We start from the raw sequence: 16019 nt of genomic DNA, 5'->3' as shown, positions 1-16019 counted from the left end.
ACGGAATAGGAGGCTTCGATGATGGAATGCATGAGCGGCATGATGATGTTCGGCATGGGCCTGGTGTGGCTGCTTGTCGTCGTCGTGCTCGTCCTCGGGACGGCCGCGCTGATCAAGTACCTGTTCTCCAGCGGCGGCAAAGGAGAAGGGCGTCGGTCCTCTTATCGATGCGTGGCCGCGGCAGGCCTCGGATTGGTCTGGACATTGCCTTGGCTCGCCAACCGGATGGCCGGTGGCGGCGCCCCGGCCGCGGCGATAGCGCTAGGCAAGACGGTTTTAGCCAGGCGAAGGTCAGCGCGATTGGAAAGCCCGCTGCCTTCGGGACGCATGCCGGCGCCGGGACCGGCCGCGGTCGTCGGCGGCGGCTACCAGAGCGACATGCCGGGCTTCGGGAATGTCCTCACCGACGAGGAGATCCGGGCCGTTCTGGCCTTCATCAAAAGCACATGGCCCGAGCGGGAACGCGCCTATCAGGCAGATGAGCCGCCGGGAGCGGGAGCAGACACAGTGAGACCAATTCTAGCCGCGGAGCCCTCGAACGCCCCCAACCGGAATGCATTGTCCATGAAAGCGAAACCGTCGCTTGCGATTCAATTTCTGGCGCTGATCCTCGCGACCTCCGCGCTGGCCCACCATCCGGGCGCCGATCTCGACAAGATGAGGGACAGCGCGGAGAGGTTCTTCCAGGCGATCGACGAGCAGGCCGCGCCGCCTTTCGAACTGGCCGACGCGGACGGAAGGGCCGTCCGCCTTTCCGATTTCTCCGACAAGATCGTGGTGCTCTACTTCATGACGAGGTAACCTTGGAAGAAGAAGGCGACGGCCACTGGCGGCAGGATGGCAAGCACGCTGGCCGCAAAAAGCGGCCCATACTCATAGAAGCGGGCCGGTTCTGTCGCAAATCGTGCTTTTGGCCACAACTGGACGCTTTCGCGCGCTTATGGACCAGCTCACATGTCCAACAACGCAAGCAGATGACAGGGCTCGACGTGCCCCGGGGTGGCGCCCTACTTCCACGCTCGCACTGTCACACTCCCGCCGAAAGGCGGGTTTAGTGAGTTATGGCAGTGACTGTGCCACCAGTCCAAACGTCGAGTTTCGCGGCAACTTCGACGCTTTCCTTAGCTGACTTGCCCAAAACCAGCGCGGCCAAAGCATACTGCTTGCCGCTCCCGATGGCATAATATTCACCTTTCACGGGATCACTTGGCAGCCAATTGCCGTCCAACAATACGGCTTCCCCATTTTTGCGCACTATCAGCGCCTCAAATTCAAAATTGTCGTCGTTGCGCGGCACAGGAATATCAGAAACATCCATGCCCTTCTCAACCCAGTCTCGAACGGCCTTTGGAATACCCAAGGACGAAGAGGAAACGCCGATGAGTGTGCCGTCGCATAAGCGAAACACCTTCGTTTTCTCACCGACGGATACTGAGTCAAAACCCAAGGCTCGGCCGTCGCCAGCCATGGTTCCGTTCCTGTAAGCTATTGTTGTCATTGGCACCCTTCTATCGCTACATCAAACTTCAGGACCTTGCGCATGTCCCCTGTGTCAAGGTCACTGACCCACGGCCTATTTGCCTGATACACGATACAGGCTGCGCTCCTTGAGTTCGCGCACGGGTGGCCGTCATCTTGCCGCCTTCGCGCAATGCCTTGAACAGGCCGAGTCTGTCCCCCAGCGGGAATGACAACCACCTCCATGTCGTTGAAAAGCAGGAAATCCGTCACTTTGCCTCGTCGGTAACGGGCGGAGCCGGAGCGGTCGTCACCGGGCAAGCGCGGTCGCAGTAGGTATCCTGGGCAGCCCGTCAGACATGGATGGCTCCGGTTGTGGTGACGGGGAGGGCGATAAGCAAGTTCGGGCCAAGTGATTGTTCCGCGGCTGTATGTTTTGGTGAGGTGATCATGCGACTTCTTGTTGGTCGGTCACGTGTTTGCGGATAACCAGCATGCGCTGTGCCAAATGAGAAAACCATTTAAAGTCAATCCAGCAGATCTGACTGTATTCCGACATTGTCGGAAATTGGACATCGCCGAACGCGAGCGCTCGGGGCTTGTGATGATACTTGGGCGTGCTGCTTCGGAGGAGGGATGCGCCTCGTACCGGCCGCGAAGCCTTCCTGCATTTAAGGCGCCAGATCAATTGAACGCGCATACCAGTCAGCCGTCCCGTCGTTTAGTCCAAATGGCGATCCATCTCAGCGCGCTCACGCCATCCACCTTTCTGCGCGACCCAAGCTAAACACGCTCGGCGATGATTAGGATACCTACTACATCTGGACCCGCCCGGACCCGCCCGGCCTTGCTCGCCTGCGAGACTTGAGGCGTTCGTCGATCGGATAGAGGTTTCGATTCAGGAGACGTGCTTCGTGATGCGGCCATGATAGGCCGGTCCCTCACCGACTGCCGCACGCTCGGAAGAAGCCAAGGTAGGCGACAAGCCTCTGTGGATCGCTGAAGCGCCGAATGTTGCCGATTGCCGCGGCAACGTTCGCACCCACGGTGACGGAGGCAACGTCATCAGGCGACGGATTGTCGGATCCTAGTGGGCACCACCGCGATATCCGCCTCGACCACCGTCAACGCCTCGTTGATCTGATTGATCAAGCCGAGGTGGCACTCGATGGCGGCGCGCTCAAGGAGCAGCATGAGTTAACACCTACTCCTAGCGCCGCTCCTGGAGTCCTATTTCCGCCGGCGCCTGACGAAGCAGCGCAATGCGACTCCCGCGACCGTGGCCAGCTATCGCGATGCCTTGCGCATGCTGATCCTCTTTGCCGCCGCCCGATTGCGGAAGAAGCCGGGGGCGTTGGCGCTCGAAGAGCTGATCGAGATCCCGTTCTCGCTTTTCTCGACGAACTCGAGGAGAAGCGGAACAATTCCGTCACCACGCGCAACGCCCGCTTGGCCGCGATCCGATCTTTCTTCCGCCACGTCGCTGCCGCCGACCCGGCATCCTTCGGCGTCGCCCAACGCGTGCTGACGATTCCCATTAAACGGACGCACATTGACGTGACGTACCACCTCACCACGGCCGAAGTGGACACCCTCATCGCGGCGCCAGATCCAAAGACGCCCCGTGGTCGGCGCGACCGAGCCTTTCTGCTCTTTCTTGGCACGAACCGGCGCCCGGCCTCCGAAGCCACCGGCGTCAACGCAAACGACCTTCAGTTGGAGCGGCCGCACCCACAAGTGCTGCTGCGCGGCAAAGGGCGTAGAGACCGCGTCGTCCCCATTGCTAAGGACCCGGCTGCGGGCGCTGACATCCTTGTTGAGCGAGCGCGGGATCGCCCATCACGAGCCGCGACCGATATTCCTCGGCGCCCGCAACGAGCGCCGGGCCTACCAGACCGGCTTTGGCCGACAAGCCCATATCGCCGCACATCTTCCGGCACTCCCTCGCCATGAAGCTTCTCCAGTCCGGCGTGGACCTTTTGACGATCCAAGCCTGGCTCGGGCATGCACGGGTCGCCACGACCCACCGCTATGCCACAGCGGATGTAGAGATGATGCGCAATGGACTCGAGAAAGCGGGCGTCACCGGCGATCACGGCGTGCGTTTCCGACCAAATGACTCCGTTCTGCAACTGCTGAACTCCATCTGAATGTTTATGTGGCGGAGGCAAGCTGGGTTTGGCCGGTCCGAAGGGGTCAGGGCGGCTCCGCCACATAATCTCGCCCGACGCATAAATGCGGATCCCGGCCCAATGTCTCCTGAACCTGCAGAGCGAGACGCTGCATTCCGCGACGCATATCGGTCCGGCCCACCGCCAACCAGATCCGCACCTGGCTCGGGACCGGGATCATGAAACGCCCCGCGCCTTCACCATCGCCGCTGCCAGTGTTGGCGGCGTGGTCAGTGGAATCCGCAGCCGCACCTTGCCGGCGACGTCCAGCTCGATCACCACTGGCGGCGGGAGCGGCTGGGCGCGTTCGTCAAGAACGTCTTCAGTTGCCGGCTGCCCGGTCTCAGGTCGAAACAGCTCGTTGCGCCAGTATCGGCTGCTGGGCGCGACGCTGTTCGCTGTGTCACAGGAAGAAAGGAAGGTCACCTTGGAGCTCAGGTCAGCCGCCCCTCGGGCTTTTTGCCTATGGCGGCAAAGGGCTCAAGCAAGCCCGAGCTTTTTCCTGAGCTCGGCGTTTTCTTTCCGGAGCCGGTCAGCGAGGAGCTTCTTCAGACGGGCGTTCTCTTCTTCAAGCTTCACAAGATCCTTGAGCTCATCGCTCTGTGTTGTCTGCCCAGCAGCCCTTTTCCAGTGATAGTACGTCTGTTCCGATATTCCAGCGTTCTGAACGGCTGCCTTGATACTCTCTCCCCGTCCGATCTGCTTCTCGATCTCGCCGAGCTTCTGGGCACGCTCGTTCTCAGAGTAATTTCTCCGCGCTGCCCGGACTGTAGGCGAAGCGATCGCTTTAGATGAAGACGCCTGAAGAGCCGAGCTGGCGGCTCTGGTTCGTATAGCACCTGCGCGCTGCGCGGTCCGCTTCCGCGTCTTCGGCGCCTTTGTATCGGGTGTCTGTTCCTTCACGGGCACCTCGCCTGCTGCCTGGGTTGCCTCAGTTTCCTTAAGGTTGGACATCAGAAACTCCCTGCGATTTCAAACATCTATTCTAGCACGCAGCATCTAGAACTTATGGGCTTTGTCAACTGCGGCCACAAAACCGTGCTCGCCAATGTCGCCGTCCGACGCGTTAACATGATGCCAGTAACTGCGGCAATGCAATCGGTTCGCAATCCGCAACAAAGAGTATCGGCTGGATGTGCACGACGCCCCAGTCTCTGAAACAGCGTAGCCGCCCGGTAAGAGCCGCTTTCAGTCTGCCTTAGAAACAAGGTGGTCGGTCGCCACTCCCGCGCATACTATCCGTCTACTCTTGCTCCTCGCACGGCGCCAGGTCCTCGTCATCGATGCCGGGCAGCGTCGCAGCGGCTAAGCCAGCCACTCGCATTGCTCCCTGACAGGATGGTGCCGATCCTGCTGAGATCGCATGCTGGCGCGACGTTGCTTTGCGGCCACCGTCGCGCCTGCCCGTGAACTGTTCGCGCCTGTGCTCATGCTCGCCTTGACACCCTCGATGGGTCCATCCGGGATGGTCAACCATCCGGAACATAGCGGGCAGGCGGGCATCTTCACCAGCAGTCTCTGTGTCGCTCTCGTGGCGGCAAACAAGATCGAGGCTGGCGGGGTGATGATCAACGGTCCTCGAACCATCGATTTTGATCGCGGTGGCCGTTCAGTGTGTTCAAACACGAGGCGCCGTTAGACGGCACCGCAGCATCATAGCGAAGTGCCATGCAGGACGACTCCCTGCAGCATCGTCTCGCGCAGCCAAACACTTGCCGGATCACTGTTGTGAACGGCCGGACGTTTGACGGCCTGTGACGCGAAAAGGCAGCGGAAGATCTAGCATTTATGGGGGAAATGTTTTTTCGGAGTGCTTGACCCGCAGGAAGGGCATGACTGCCTATCGCCCGACCCGGCAAGGCCGCACTCATGACCGGCTGGGCTCGGATCCTGCATGCCGCGCCCGTGAGGTTACTTGTCGGAAGTGCGTCGAGCACAACGACGAGATGTAGTTCACGATCTTTGAAACGCGTGGTCAACTATCCAAAGTGTGGATGCCTTTCATCGAAACAAACGATTTCATCAATGTTGTGGAATCCTGCATGGGCAGAAGCACCTGACGCACACCGATGCCCCACTGCCTCATGGCGTGACGAGCGTCTTAAGAACTGCCCGAAAGGAGAACTTTCATGCGCTCTACCGGGCAGTGGAGTGCTGGGAAAGGGAGTTGCAACTGACCGGCCATGTCAACTGTCCGACTTCTTCCGAGCCTATGGACAGACTGGGAACCTTCCACGCAAAGCCATTCGAAAGCGGCCGCAGTTGGGCCGGCGCGAGACCGGAAGCCCGCGCAATCGGCTACGACGCGCACGGTGTAGCGGCTCACATCGTCATACTGCACCTACGCCACACACCGGCCGGACCTGATCCGGCTTTATGAGCATTGGGCTTTGTCAGTCGCACAAGCGTGATGGCTTTCGCGACGCGGCGCGCCTCAGGAACTGAGCCGCGGGTCCGGGTCGAAACGCGGGAAAGAAAGACAGGAAACAGAATGGCCGATCAATTCGCAACGGACGTCATTGCCCTGATCAAGAAACGCGCCGAGTCGGAGAGCGGTGAGGGAATGCCTGCGTCATTCGTCGGCGAGATAACAATCGCCACGGAACTGGACGCGCTCGGGTTCGATTCGCTGGGTTTGGCGGACGTCCTCTGGGATGTGGAACAGGCCTACGGCATCAAGATCGACATGAACACGGCCGATGCCTGGTCGAATCTCAAGAATGTCGGCGACGTCGTGGACGCCGTCCGCGGCTTGCTTGCGAAGGAGGCTTGAATGGACAGGCGCGTCGTTATCACCGGAGTGGGCGGCCTGTGCGGACTGGGCACTGACGCCGCCTCTATGTGGAAAGAGATGCGCGAAGGCCGCTCCGCCATCGGCCCGCTCGCCAATTCCGAGCTTCATGACCTGGAGGGCATGACCGGCGCTGAGATCAAGGCGCTGCCCGAGCACGACATCAACCGGGGGCATCTCATCTCCATGGACCGCTTCAGCTTGCTCGCCGTGCTTGCAGCGCGCGAAGCCATGCGGCAGGCCGGACTTTCCTGCGACGAAGGGAATGCCCATCGCTTCGGCGCGACAGTGGGCGTTGGATTTACCGGTTCATACGCAACAGAACAAACTTACCGCTCACTGCTTTTGGGTAGCGCAATCCGTGCTGAACTCTTCACTGGAGTAAAGGTGATGCCCAGCGCCGCTTCCGTCCATCTTAGCTTGCGCCTCGGCTTGCGCGGGCCGGTGTTCGGGGTGACCTCCGCATGTGCCTCGGCCAACCATGCGATCGCCTCGGCGGTGGATCAGATCAAGCTGGGCCGGGCCGACGTAATGGTTTCCGGGGGCAGCGACGCACCCTTCGCATGGGGCGTGCTGAAAGCATGGGAAGCAATGCGCGTGCTTTCACCCGATACCTGCCGGCCCTTCTCCGCCGATAGGAAGGGCCTGGTGCTGGGCGAGGGTGCGGGCATGGCCGTGCTGGAAAGCTACGAGCATGCCACGAGGCGTGGTGCCACAATTCTTGCCGAGATCGCCGGCGTCGGCCTTTCCGCCGATGCCTTCCACATCGCCGCGCCATCTGTCGAGGGGCCAGCGTCGGCGATGCGCGCCTGCCTTGCCGATGCCGGGCTGAATGCCGAGAACGTCGACTACCTCAACGCGCACGGCACCGGTACCAAGAGCAATGATCAGACTGAAACGGCGGCGATCAAGCGTGTGTTTGGAAACCACGCTTATTCGATGTCCATCTCTTCCACCAAGTCCACGCACGCGCATTGCCTCGGCGCAGCGAGCGCGCTTGAAATGATCGCCTGCGTGATGGCAATCCAAGAGGACGTCGTGCCGCCGACCGCCAACTATCGCGAGCCAGATCCCGCTTGCGACCTCGACATCACGCCCAATGTGCCGCGCGAGCGCAAGGTGCGCGTCGCCATGAGCAACGCCTTCGCCATGGGCGGCACGAACGCAGTTCTGGCATTCAGGCAGGTGTAGAAGCCATGCAAGACGCCTCATTTGAGGTCACCTGTCGTATCTAGCTGCTTGCCGGACCACTATGTGAAGCGAGCGCTATTGGCTGCCTCTGCGATGCGGGAATTGGCAGCGGACGTCTCACGATCAAACAGGCATCTGCTTGTAGAATTCTTTTAATCGTGAAGCGGCGCGAGTGCGCTATCCGTTGAGGTGAGCAAGGCCGGCGCCCTGGGTGAGCTCTGGTGTCGGGTGGTGGAAAGTACAGGGGGAGCTGTGTGGCCACCTCTTTCTCGGCCTCGACGATGTGCGAAGGAGCCTGTGCGGCGAACGGGCCGACGCCCCAGGCTCAGAACCTGGGCGAACCTAACTCCCGCCAAAGGACAGCCCAGAGCTGGATACACGAAAAAGATACTGAACCCGCGAATCAGATTCTGATCAATCGTCGTGTCTGAGCTCCGCTCGGGCTCTTACGGAGATAATCGAGCGGCCCGGCAACGGCCGCGCGTGCCGCGGGCGTGAGCTTTGCGCTTCGTCAGAAGTGCCTCGAGCGTGACGACGATAATTGACCAGCCATATGGAACGCATTCGCCCAGTTATCCAAAGCGTGGATACCTTTCATCTAAACAAAGGATTTTACCGTTTTTGCTGCAGGTCCCATAGAAGCGCTTCAAGTTGGAAAGATAGGTAGTTCCGATGGTTGCGTTGGATCCGAGGAGCATCATCTGGTGTGCGGGGCGTACAAAGTCAGTCGCATCTGCATTGCGGCTTGGTCTTTCGGCGGTCTCCACAAGTTACGCCCCGTTGGGGCGACGCCAATTATTTAACCAATGCTTGGACATTTATCTCAACCGGACAGCTACAAGGTGAGGTCTTCCATGCGCCCGAATGTCGAGTGGAAGTTGTGCTGGGAAAATGAGTTGCAACTGGCCGACCATGTCGAACTCTCCGACTTTTTTCGAAAGACCTATGGACGGACTGGCGCCTTCAACGCGGAGCCATTCGAAGGCGGCCGCAGTTGGGCCGGCGCGAGGCCGGAATTCCGCGCAATCGGCTACGACGCGCATGGGGTAGCGGCTCACATCGGCATGCTGCGGCGCTTCATCAAAGTTGGCGAGGTCGACTTGATCGTCGCTGAATTGGGCCTGTACGCGGTTCGTCCGGATCTTGAAGGGCTCGGAATCGGTTTTTCGATGCGCGTGGCGTACCCAGTGCTCCATCAGTTGGGTGTTCCATTCGCTTTCGGCACGGTTCGGCACGCGCTGCGAAACCATGTCGAAAGATTCTGCAGAGCCGGCCTCGCGAACATTGTGTCGGGCGTTCGCGTACGGTCGACCCGTCCAGACGTGCATCCCGACCTGCCGCCCACGCGCCTGGAAGACGTACTCGTGTTGGTTTCGCCGATCGGACGCTCGATGGACGAGTGGCCGTCCGGTACCCTGATCGACCGGAACGGTCCGGAACTATGAAGCCTCTGGACTACATATGCGAAGGGCAGAGTGACAATGCCGATGGCATTGCAGAGCGCAGCGTCTATCTGACGTTTGACGACGGTCCCAATTCATTTTTCACACCGCAGATACTCAATGTGCTGGCGCAACATCAGGTGCCGGCGACCTTCTTCGTTGTTGGGGCCTACGCGGCCGACGAGCCGGAACTCGTTCGCCGAATTATTACAGACGGGCACGGTATAGCCAACCACACGATGACTCATCCGGACCTGGCTAAATGCGGGCCCGTCGAAGTCGACCGCCAGATAGTTGAGGCAAACAGAGTCATAGGGATGGCTTGCCCGCAGGCCATGGTTCGGTACTTTCGTGCACCGTATGGCATCTGGACCGAAGAAGTAATCGCTGCATCAGCGGGTGCGGCATTGGCGCCCGTCCATTGGTCCATTGATCCACGCGACTGGTCTCGCCCCGGCGTTGACGCCATCGTCGACAGAGTGCTCGCCGATATCCGGCCGGGCGCAATCGTGCTGTTGCACGACGGGTGCGCTCCCGACGAATTGCAACCAGGCAATCAAGCCAGTCTGCGCGACCAGACGGTGACAGCGTTGTCACGCCTAATTCCAGAATTGCACGGCCGCGGATTTGTAATCCGATCACTTCCTCAACATCCCTGAACAAACAGAGATCCTATGGACCTTCTCACCACAGCCAGTACTGTTGCCGTTTCGTCTTATGCGGTGCTCTCGACTGTTTACAGAGGCATGCAAGCGGTCTACTCCCAACCGGAAAATGTTACGCCGCCGTCGGAAAGCTTGTTCGGATCCGACCGTTGGCCGAGCGTGGATGTCATCATCCCCTGCTACAATGAGGACCCGCGCACACTCGCGGCGTGTTTAGCTTCCATCGCAATTCAAGATTACGCCGGAACATTTCAGGTCTATCTGGTTGACGACGGTTCTGGAAATCGTAATGCCGTCATCCCGGTACATCACGCCTACGAGGGCGACCCGAGATTCAATTTCATTCTGCTCCGCGAGAATGTTGGCAAACGCAAGGCGCAGATCGCCGCCATCCGCCGCTCATCTGGAGATTTCGTGCTCAGCGTCGACTCTGACACGACACTTGCGTCCGACGTGATCACGAAGCTTGCAGTAAAAATGCGGGATCCCATGGTCGGAGCGGCCATGGGCCAGCTGACGGCATACAACCGCAGCGACACTTGGTTGACCCGATTGATCGATATGGAATACTGGCTGGCTTGCAATGAGGAGCGCGCGGCGCAAGGTCGCTTTGGTGCGGTCATGTGCTGCTGCGGCCCATGTGCAATGTACCGCCGGTCTTGTCTCCTTTCTCTGCTGGATCAATACGAGACGCAGCTGTTCAGGGGGAAACCAAGCGACTTCGGTGAAGACCGTCATCTTACGATCCTCATGCTGAAAGCAGGCTTTCGAACCGAGTACGTTCCAGGTGCCGTCGCGGCGACAGTCGTTCCGGACAAGATGGGACCTTATTTGCGCCAACAACTCCGCTGGGCACGGAGCACTTTCCGGGACACGATGCTTGCGCGAGGTCTACTGCGTGGCCTGGATCGCTATCTAACTTTGGATGTGATGGGAGAGAATCTCGGCCCATTGTTGCTCGGCATCGCGGTAGTAACGGCGCTCGGTGAGCTACTATTTTCACATACAGTAAATTGGTGGACGGTGCTGGCTATTGTCACCATGACCATAATCAGATCTACGGTGTTATCTTTCCGCACTCGGCAGCTTCGATTCATCGGCTATTCAATGCACGCGTTAATCAGGATATTCCTGTTGATCCCCTTGAAGGCTTACGCCCTGTGTACATTGAGCAATAGCGATTGGCTGTCGCGTAAAAGTGTTCCCCTGCCCAACAGAAGCACAAAGGAAATCACAAGCGCGACGCCGCTTGCCGGAGCAAATGCTGCGGGCAATTCTGGAATTGCGGAGTCACTTCATACTGCAGATCTTTCGCTCACAGCTGGTGAAGTCTGACGGCCTTGCAGCGCCGGGTGACCGAGTAAGTTGTGTCAGTCGACACGTGGTGAAGCTTGTCGAGTTACCTATGGTCAGAACGGGAACTATCTGGAAGCGACACGTGGCATCTTGACGTTAATTCTTTGGCGGAAGCGATACACGCGTCGCTCCGGCCGCGACTTTCCAAAGGTGCCATCTCAAGGCGGTGGCCTGCTCTGAACCAGATTCGTAAGTAAGCTGCCGGTGGCCAATCGGACTCATTCCGCTTGAGATAGACGCATGTCCAATGTAGCAATCGACCTTACCGGCGTAACCAAATTATTCGGAAACAAGCTCGTTGTGGACGGGCTGTCCTTCACCGTTGCATCGGGAGAGTGCTTCGGTCTGCTGGGGCCGAACGGCGCAGGCAAGAGCACGATTGCGCGTATGCTCCTCGGTATGACCCGGCCTGACGCGGGTGATATAACAGTCCTCGGTCTACCAGTGCCGGCACGCAGCCGCTTGGCCCGCAAGGGCATAGGCGTGGTCCCGCAGTTCGACAATCTCGACCTGGAATTTACGGTACGTGAGAACCTGTTGGTGTTCGGGCGCTACTTCGGCATGAGAACAAGAGAGATCAACGCCGTCATCCCACGGCTCCTCGAGTTCGCTCGCCTTGAGAGCAAGGCGGATTCACGTGTCGGCCTGCTATCCGGCGGGATGAAGCGGCGCCTGACGCTGGCACGTGCTCTGATCAACGACCCCCAGTTGCTTGTGATGGATGAGCCCACGACCGGCCTCGACCCGCATGCCCGCCATCTGATCTGGGAGCGACTTCGTTTCCTGCTGGCGAGCGGAAAAACGATCATTTTGACCACCCATTTCATGGAAGAGGCTGAGCGGCTTTGTGATCGGCTGTGTGTTCTCGAGCGGGGACGCAAGATCGCCGAGGGCAGTCCTCATGCGCTGATCGACGAGTACATTGGGTGCAACGTGATCGAGATCTTCGGCGGCAATCCACAGGAGCTGATTTCGCTGATCAGGCCGTACGTTCAGCGTATCGAGGTAAGCGGCGAGACGCTCTTTTGCTATGCGCCTGATCCGGAGGATGTGCGCATCCAGCTTCGCGGTCGAGCGGGTCTGCGTATTCTGGAGCGTCCACCCAGTCTGGAGGACGTTTTCTTGCGGCTAACCGGACGTGAGATGGAGAAGTGAGCAATGGGTGAACGTCTTGCGGCCGCTCTACCCGCCAACGCCTGGAACTGGATCGCGGTGTGGCGCCGCAATCATTTGGCATGGAAGAAGGTGGCATTTGCTTCAATGCTCGGCACCCTTGCTGATCCGATGATTTACCTTTTCGGGCTCGGCACTGGCCTTGGACTGTTGGTAGGCCGCATCGAAGGTGCATCCTACATCGCTTTTCTGGCAGCCGGCATGGTTGCGACAAGCGCGATGACAGCATCGACCTTCGAAACAATTTACGCGGTTTTCGGTCGAATGCGCGATCAGGGCACTTGGGAAGCAATCTTGCACACACAACTTACCCTCGGCGACATCGTTCTCGGTGAATTGACCTGGGCAGCCACAAAGGCCTTTCTGGCCGGTACGACAATTGCGATTGTTGCCGCCGCGCTAGGTTATGCCGCGTGGACGTCGGTTCTCTACGTGCTGCCGGTCATCGCTCTCACCGGGTTCGCCTTTGCGAGCCTGGCCATGCTCGTCATCGCGCTCGCGCCCAGTTATCACTATTTTATTTTCTATCAGACGCTTGTCATCACACCTATGCTGTTCCTTTCGGGCGCGGTTTTTCCAGTCGGCCAATTGCCAGGAGTGTTTCAGCAGATTGCGGCCTTCTCGCCGCTGGCGAATTCTATCGATCTAATCCGTCCGGTGATGCTCGGCCGCCTGGGCGACAATGTAGGGCTGCATATAGGCGCACTTTGCATGTTCGCTGTATTGCCTTTTTTTGTGTCGGCTGGACTGTTTCATCGACGACTAATGCGTTGACGCTTACCTACGCCCATCAACGAGAAGGAGGTCCGCAATGCCGGATTGCAAACTGCCCACAGCGGCCCGGAGGCATGCGTGTGCCAGGAATCGCGAGTGGTACAACAACGCCGAAGCCGGGCGCCACCCAGCCGCTGCAGGCACGCGCCCATCTTCGCGACCACACCTCGGAGTACAGGCTGGGTGGTGAGGCGCGGACCCACCCGGAGCGTTCAAGCGATAGCAGCCAAGCTTCTTGTGCGCGTCCCCAGACCGTCGCGGCCATTATTTAGTTGGATACACATGCAATGACCCACAACGAACCAACTCCTGAGCCTTTTGTGATCCTTGCTATGCCAAGGACCGGAACACACTATTTAGAAGAATTGCTAAACGAGCATCCGACCGTTTTGAGTAACGGTGAGTTGCTAAACGAATATGATCCCAATTGGCCCAGCACGGATCGCCTGCTAGGCACGGATCGCGAGCTTCTTGAGCTTGCCTATGTGCGCTGCCCTATGCGCGACTACAAGAATGTGACGCATCTTGGCTGCAAGATCAATGAACCTCAGTTTCGCGAGCGTCCAGCATTCTTTGCGGAATTAGCTCGTTGGCCAGCACTCAAGGTCATCCTCGTTGTTCGCCGAAACGTATTGGAATCGCTCCGTTCCTTTGTGCAGGCCAGGGAAAGCGGTCAGTGGCTGAAGTTCAGCTCGGACAACGATACCGCTCGGCCACCGAGCGTCAGGTTGTCAATCGCTGACTGTGAGGCTTATTTCAAAGCCGCCGACGATTTTCACGCTCGCGTTATGGACTCCTTCACGTCGACCAACCTGCTTGTAATGGAATACGAGAGCCTTCTTCATGAACCTGCCCAATGCTTGGGAGCGGTTTGGGATTTCCTGGGCGTTCCAGCGCTTGAGCCATCAGATAACGCCATCCTGCAGCGCCAGGAAACGCGACCGCTGGATCAAACGGTGGAGAACTTTGACGAGTTGCGGATTCACTTCGCACGCGGACCTTATTCAAGATTTTTTGACCTCGGAGATTCGATGCGCTCCTACGCTTAATCGCTTGTCCCGCGTGCTCTGATGGGCGTGTAGGATATCCTACAGTTTGCGCGCATTCCGTCGCAAAACTGACCAACCAAAGTCACCAAGACGACAGATATCGGCCGGCATTCGATCTGCGGCGAACATCAAAGGCACGGCCGCAAGGCGACCTGGTCAATTCCCTCTCTGGCGAAGCACTTCTTCACGCGATCTTTGGCGAGCCTTGAGTGCAAATTCCGGCAAAGGTGGAGGGTTCCAGTGCGCAACCCGCACCAATCTCGCTGGACGGGACAGGCCTCCAGTTGGCACGGCGCTTGCTCCGAGATGACAGCAGCGCTCGACCGGAGCGCAGCATGGGAGAAGGAGGAGCCCCCACCCCGATCCGGTCAGGGAGAGAGAAACGGTGTTGGTTCCAAAAGTCCCCCGCGCGATCGCAGCGCCCCGCAAGCGCCATTTTGCCCGGACCTACGTGCAGGTGCTTGCCGCCATAGTCCTGGGTGCCGCAATTGGCTATCTCTATCCGGAAACCGGCCAGAGCCTGAAGCCGCTCGGCGATGCCTTCATCAAAGTCGTCAAGATGATTATCGCACCTGTCATCTTCCTGACAATTGCGACCGGCATTGCCGGCATGAGCGATCTGCAGAAGGTCGGCCGAGTTGCCGCCAAGGCGATGGTTTATTTCCTCACCTTCTCGACGCTTGCACTCGTTGTCGGACTGATTGTCGCGAATATCGTTCAGCCTGGCGCCGGCCTCAACATCGATCCGGCCTCGCTCGATGTCCAAGCCGTTAAGGGCTATGTGGCCACGGCTCACGAGCAGTCCGTGACCAGCTTCCTGATGAACATCATCCCGTCAACGATTGCCAGTGCCTTCGCGGAAGGCGACATCCTGCAAGTCTTGTTCTTCTCGGTCCTGTTCGGCATTGCTTTGGCGATGACCGGAGAGACGAGCAGGCCGGTCGTTACCTTTCTCCAGGCGCTTACCGCCCCCATTTTTAAGCTCGTCGGCATTCTGATGAAGGCTGCACCCATCGGCGCCTTCGGCGCAATGGCCTTTACGATCGGCAAATACGGTATCGGTTCGGTGGCCAACCTCGCGATACTGGTCGCGACGTTCTATCTTACCGCCTTCCTCTTCGTGTTCGGGGTTCTCGGCGCGGTCTGCCGCTACAACGGCTTCTCGATCTTTTCTCTTGTCCGCTACATCAAGGACGAACTGCTGCTTGTCCTGGCAACGTCCTCCTCGGAGGCCGCGCTGCCCTCGCTCATGGAGAAGATGGAGAAGGCCGGCGCCGCGCGTTCGGTCGTAAGTCTCGTCATCCCTACTGGATACTCATTCAATCTGGACGGTACCAATATCTACATGACGATCGCCGCCCTCTTCATCGCGCAGGCGACGAACACAGATTTGTCAATTGCCGATCAGATCCTCCTGCTGCTAATTGCGATGCTTTCCTCGAAGGGTGCGGCAGGCGTCACCGGCGCCGGCTTCATCACATTGGCCGCTACTCTCTCTGTCGTGCCGAGTGTTCCCGTTGCCGGAATGGCTCTAATTCTTGGCGTGGACCGCTTCATGTCGGAATGCCGCGCGCTGACGAATTTAGTCGGTAATGCGGTGGCATCGCTCGTTGTCGCTCGCTGGGAAGGCGAATTGGACCAGTCACGGATGGAAGCCGCTTTCCGCGGTTAGGGTTACATCAAACTGGCTCCCCGCAAGCAAAATCGCAACAGCGCGACGTGTAAGTCGCGGCCTTGCCACAACAGTCGAATTGCCAGCCTCCAAAGAGCGCTGGAAATAGAGTACTAACGCAGTGAGTAATACAACACCATGAAGCCCCTAAGCAAACGAACGGTTCACGGAAACTCATCTGGGTGCGCATGGAGCGCTGTTCGTCGAATGCGCTATCAACCGCCGGGTGTGGGAACTATTTCAGCTTGCCGCCCCAAGCCGTCGCGGGAGCGCACCG

General features: G+C 58.9%; 19 protein-coding genes. 13 read left to right on the top strand and 6 right to left on the bottom strand.

The window, feature by feature from the left end; all coding sequences use genetic code 11:
• Positions 1-18: 18 nt before the first annotated feature.
• Positions 19-801 carry a redoxin domain-containing protein gene (locus EJ070_RS37590; protein ID WP_244529185.1) on the top strand — a complete coding sequence of 261 codons (783 nt, stop codon included), beginning with the start codon at positions 19-21 and terminating at the stop codon, positions 799-801.
• Between the two features lie 250 nt (positions 802-1051).
• On the opposite strand, the gene EJ070_RS02470 is transcribed toward EJ070_RS37590, so the two are convergent.
• The 3 genes from EJ070_RS02470 to EJ070_RS36885 form a co-directional block, all read right to left on the bottom strand.
• Positions 1052-1468 carry a hypothetical protein gene (locus tag EJ070_RS02470; protein WP_063169404.1) on the bottom strand — a complete coding sequence of 139 codons (417 nt, stop codon included), beginning with the start codon at positions 1466-1468 and terminating at the stop codon, positions 1052-1054.
• A gap of 1055 nt (positions 1469-2523) precedes the next feature.
• Positions 2524-2652: a hypothetical protein gene (locus EJ070_RS37400; protein WP_259980032.1), complete on the bottom strand. Its 129-nt coding sequence runs from the start codon at positions 2650-2652 to the stop codon at positions 2524-2526.
• A gap of 93 nt (positions 2653-2745) precedes the next feature.
• Positions 2746-3189 carry a hypothetical protein gene (locus tag EJ070_RS36885; protein ID WP_245464791.1) on the bottom strand — a complete coding sequence of 148 codons (444 nt, stop codon included), beginning with the start codon at positions 3187-3189 and terminating at the stop codon, positions 2746-2748.
• A gap of 170 nt (positions 3190-3359) precedes the next feature.
• Here EJ070_RS36885 and EJ070_RS36880 point away from each other — a divergent pair, with 170 nt between their 5' ends.
• A complete protein-coding gene (locus tag EJ070_RS36880; protein ID WP_236372574.1) occupies positions 3360-3608 on the top strand; it encodes a tyrosine-type recombinase/integrase in 249 nt (82 codons plus the stop codon).
• Positions 3609-3654: 46 nt separating this feature from the next.
• Here the strand turns inward: EJ070_RS36880 and tnpB are convergent, their stop codons facing one another.
• Genes tnpB through EJ070_RS02450 form a run of 3 tightly spaced genes read right to left on the bottom strand, consistent with a single transcriptional unit; the run spans position 3655 to position 4583 of the window.
• Positions 3655-3810, bottom strand: coding sequence for an IS66 family insertion sequence element accessory protein TnpB (tnpB, locus tag EJ070_RS37395; protein WP_084831567.1), 156 nt, complete (start codon positions 3808-3810; stop codon positions 3655-3657).
• Entirely contained in the window at positions 3807-4055 is a 249-nt protein-coding gene (locus tag EJ070_RS36870) for a transposase (protein WP_236473611.1), read from the bottom strand. Before EJ070_RS36870 ends, tnpB begins: the two co-directional genes overlap by 4 nt.
• A 54-nt stretch (positions 4056-4109) precedes the next feature.
• Complete coding sequence (locus tag EJ070_RS02450) at positions 4110-4583, bottom strand: transposase (RefSeq protein WP_091600632.1); 474 nt, start codon at positions 4581-4583, stop codon at positions 4110-4112.
• A 409-nt stretch (positions 4584-4992) separates the two neighbouring features.
• Here EJ070_RS02450 and EJ070_RS02445 point away from each other — a divergent pair, with 409 nt between their 5' ends.
• The 11 genes from EJ070_RS02445 (at position 4993) to EJ070_RS02395 (ending at position 15742) form a co-directional block, all read left to right on the top strand.
• A complete protein-coding gene (locus EJ070_RS02445; protein ID WP_091600633.1) occupies positions 4993-5268 on the top strand; it encodes a hypothetical protein in 276 nt (91 codons plus the stop codon).
• Positions 5269-5841: 573 nt separating this feature from the next.
• Positions 5842-6009, top strand: a complete 168-nt coding sequence (locus EJ070_RS02440) for a hypothetical protein (protein WP_236372582.1) — start codon at positions 5842-5844, stop codon at positions 6007-6009.
• A gap of 111 nt (positions 6010-6120) precedes the next feature.
• On the top strand, positions 6121-6402 hold the full coding sequence (locus EJ070_RS02435; RefSeq protein WP_095517116.1) for an acyl carrier protein: 282 nt from the start codon (positions 6121-6123) through the stop codon (positions 6400-6402).
• Entirely contained in the window at positions 6403-7611 is a 1209-nt protein-coding gene (locus EJ070_RS02430) for a beta-ketoacyl-[acyl-carrier-protein] synthase family protein (RefSeq protein ID WP_126089948.1), read from the top strand.
• Positions 7612-8465: 854 nt separating this feature from the next.
• Positions 8466-9056 (top strand): NodA family N-acyltransferase, encoded by a 591-nt coding sequence (locus tag EJ070_RS02425; protein WP_063169401.1) that lies wholly within the window; start codon positions 8466-8468, stop codon positions 9054-9056.
• Positions 9053-9712 (top strand): chitooligosaccharide deacetylase NodB, encoded by a 660-nt coding sequence (nodB, locus tag EJ070_RS02420; RefSeq protein ID WP_091600617.1) that lies wholly within the window; start codon positions 9053-9055, stop codon positions 9710-9712. Before EJ070_RS02425 ends, nodB begins: the two co-directional genes overlap by 4 nt.
• Positions 9713-9727: 15 nt before the next feature.
• Entirely contained in the window at positions 9728-11053 is a 1326-nt protein-coding gene (gene nodC, locus EJ070_RS02415; protein ID WP_091600618.1) for a chitooligosaccharide synthase NodC, read from the top strand.
• 261 nt (positions 11054-11314) lie between these two features.
• Complete coding sequence (gene nodI / locus EJ070_RS02410) at positions 11315-12229, top strand: nodulation factor ABC transporter ATP-binding protein NodI (RefSeq protein ID WP_091600619.1); 915 nt, start codon at positions 11315-11317, stop codon at positions 12227-12229.
• 3 nt (positions 12230-12232) lie between these two features.
• Complete coding sequence (locus EJ070_RS02405) at positions 12233-13021, top strand: ABC transporter permease (RefSeq protein WP_091600620.1); 789 nt, start codon at positions 12233-12235, stop codon at positions 13019-13021.
• 287 nt (positions 13022-13308) lie between these two features.
• Positions 13309-14070 (top strand): sulfotransferase, encoded by a 762-nt coding sequence (locus EJ070_RS02400; protein ID WP_024505871.1) that lies wholly within the window; start codon positions 13309-13311, stop codon positions 14068-14070.
• Between the two features lie 388 nt (positions 14071-14458).
• On the top strand, positions 14459-15742 hold the full coding sequence (locus tag EJ070_RS02395; protein WP_268929390.1) for a dicarboxylate/amino acid:cation symporter: 1284 nt from the start codon (positions 14459-14461) through the stop codon (positions 15740-15742).
• The last annotated feature ends 277 nt before the right edge of the window (positions 15743-16019 follow it).

The organism is Mesorhizobium sp. M1E.F.Ca.ET.045.02.1.1 (assembly GCF_003952485.1).
Classification (GTDB): domain Bacteria; phylum Pseudomonadota; class Alphaproteobacteria; order Rhizobiales; family Rhizobiaceae; genus Mesorhizobium.
The sequence above is the reverse complement of the archived record's forward strand: the minus strand, read 5'-3'. Positions and strand labels throughout refer to the sequence as shown.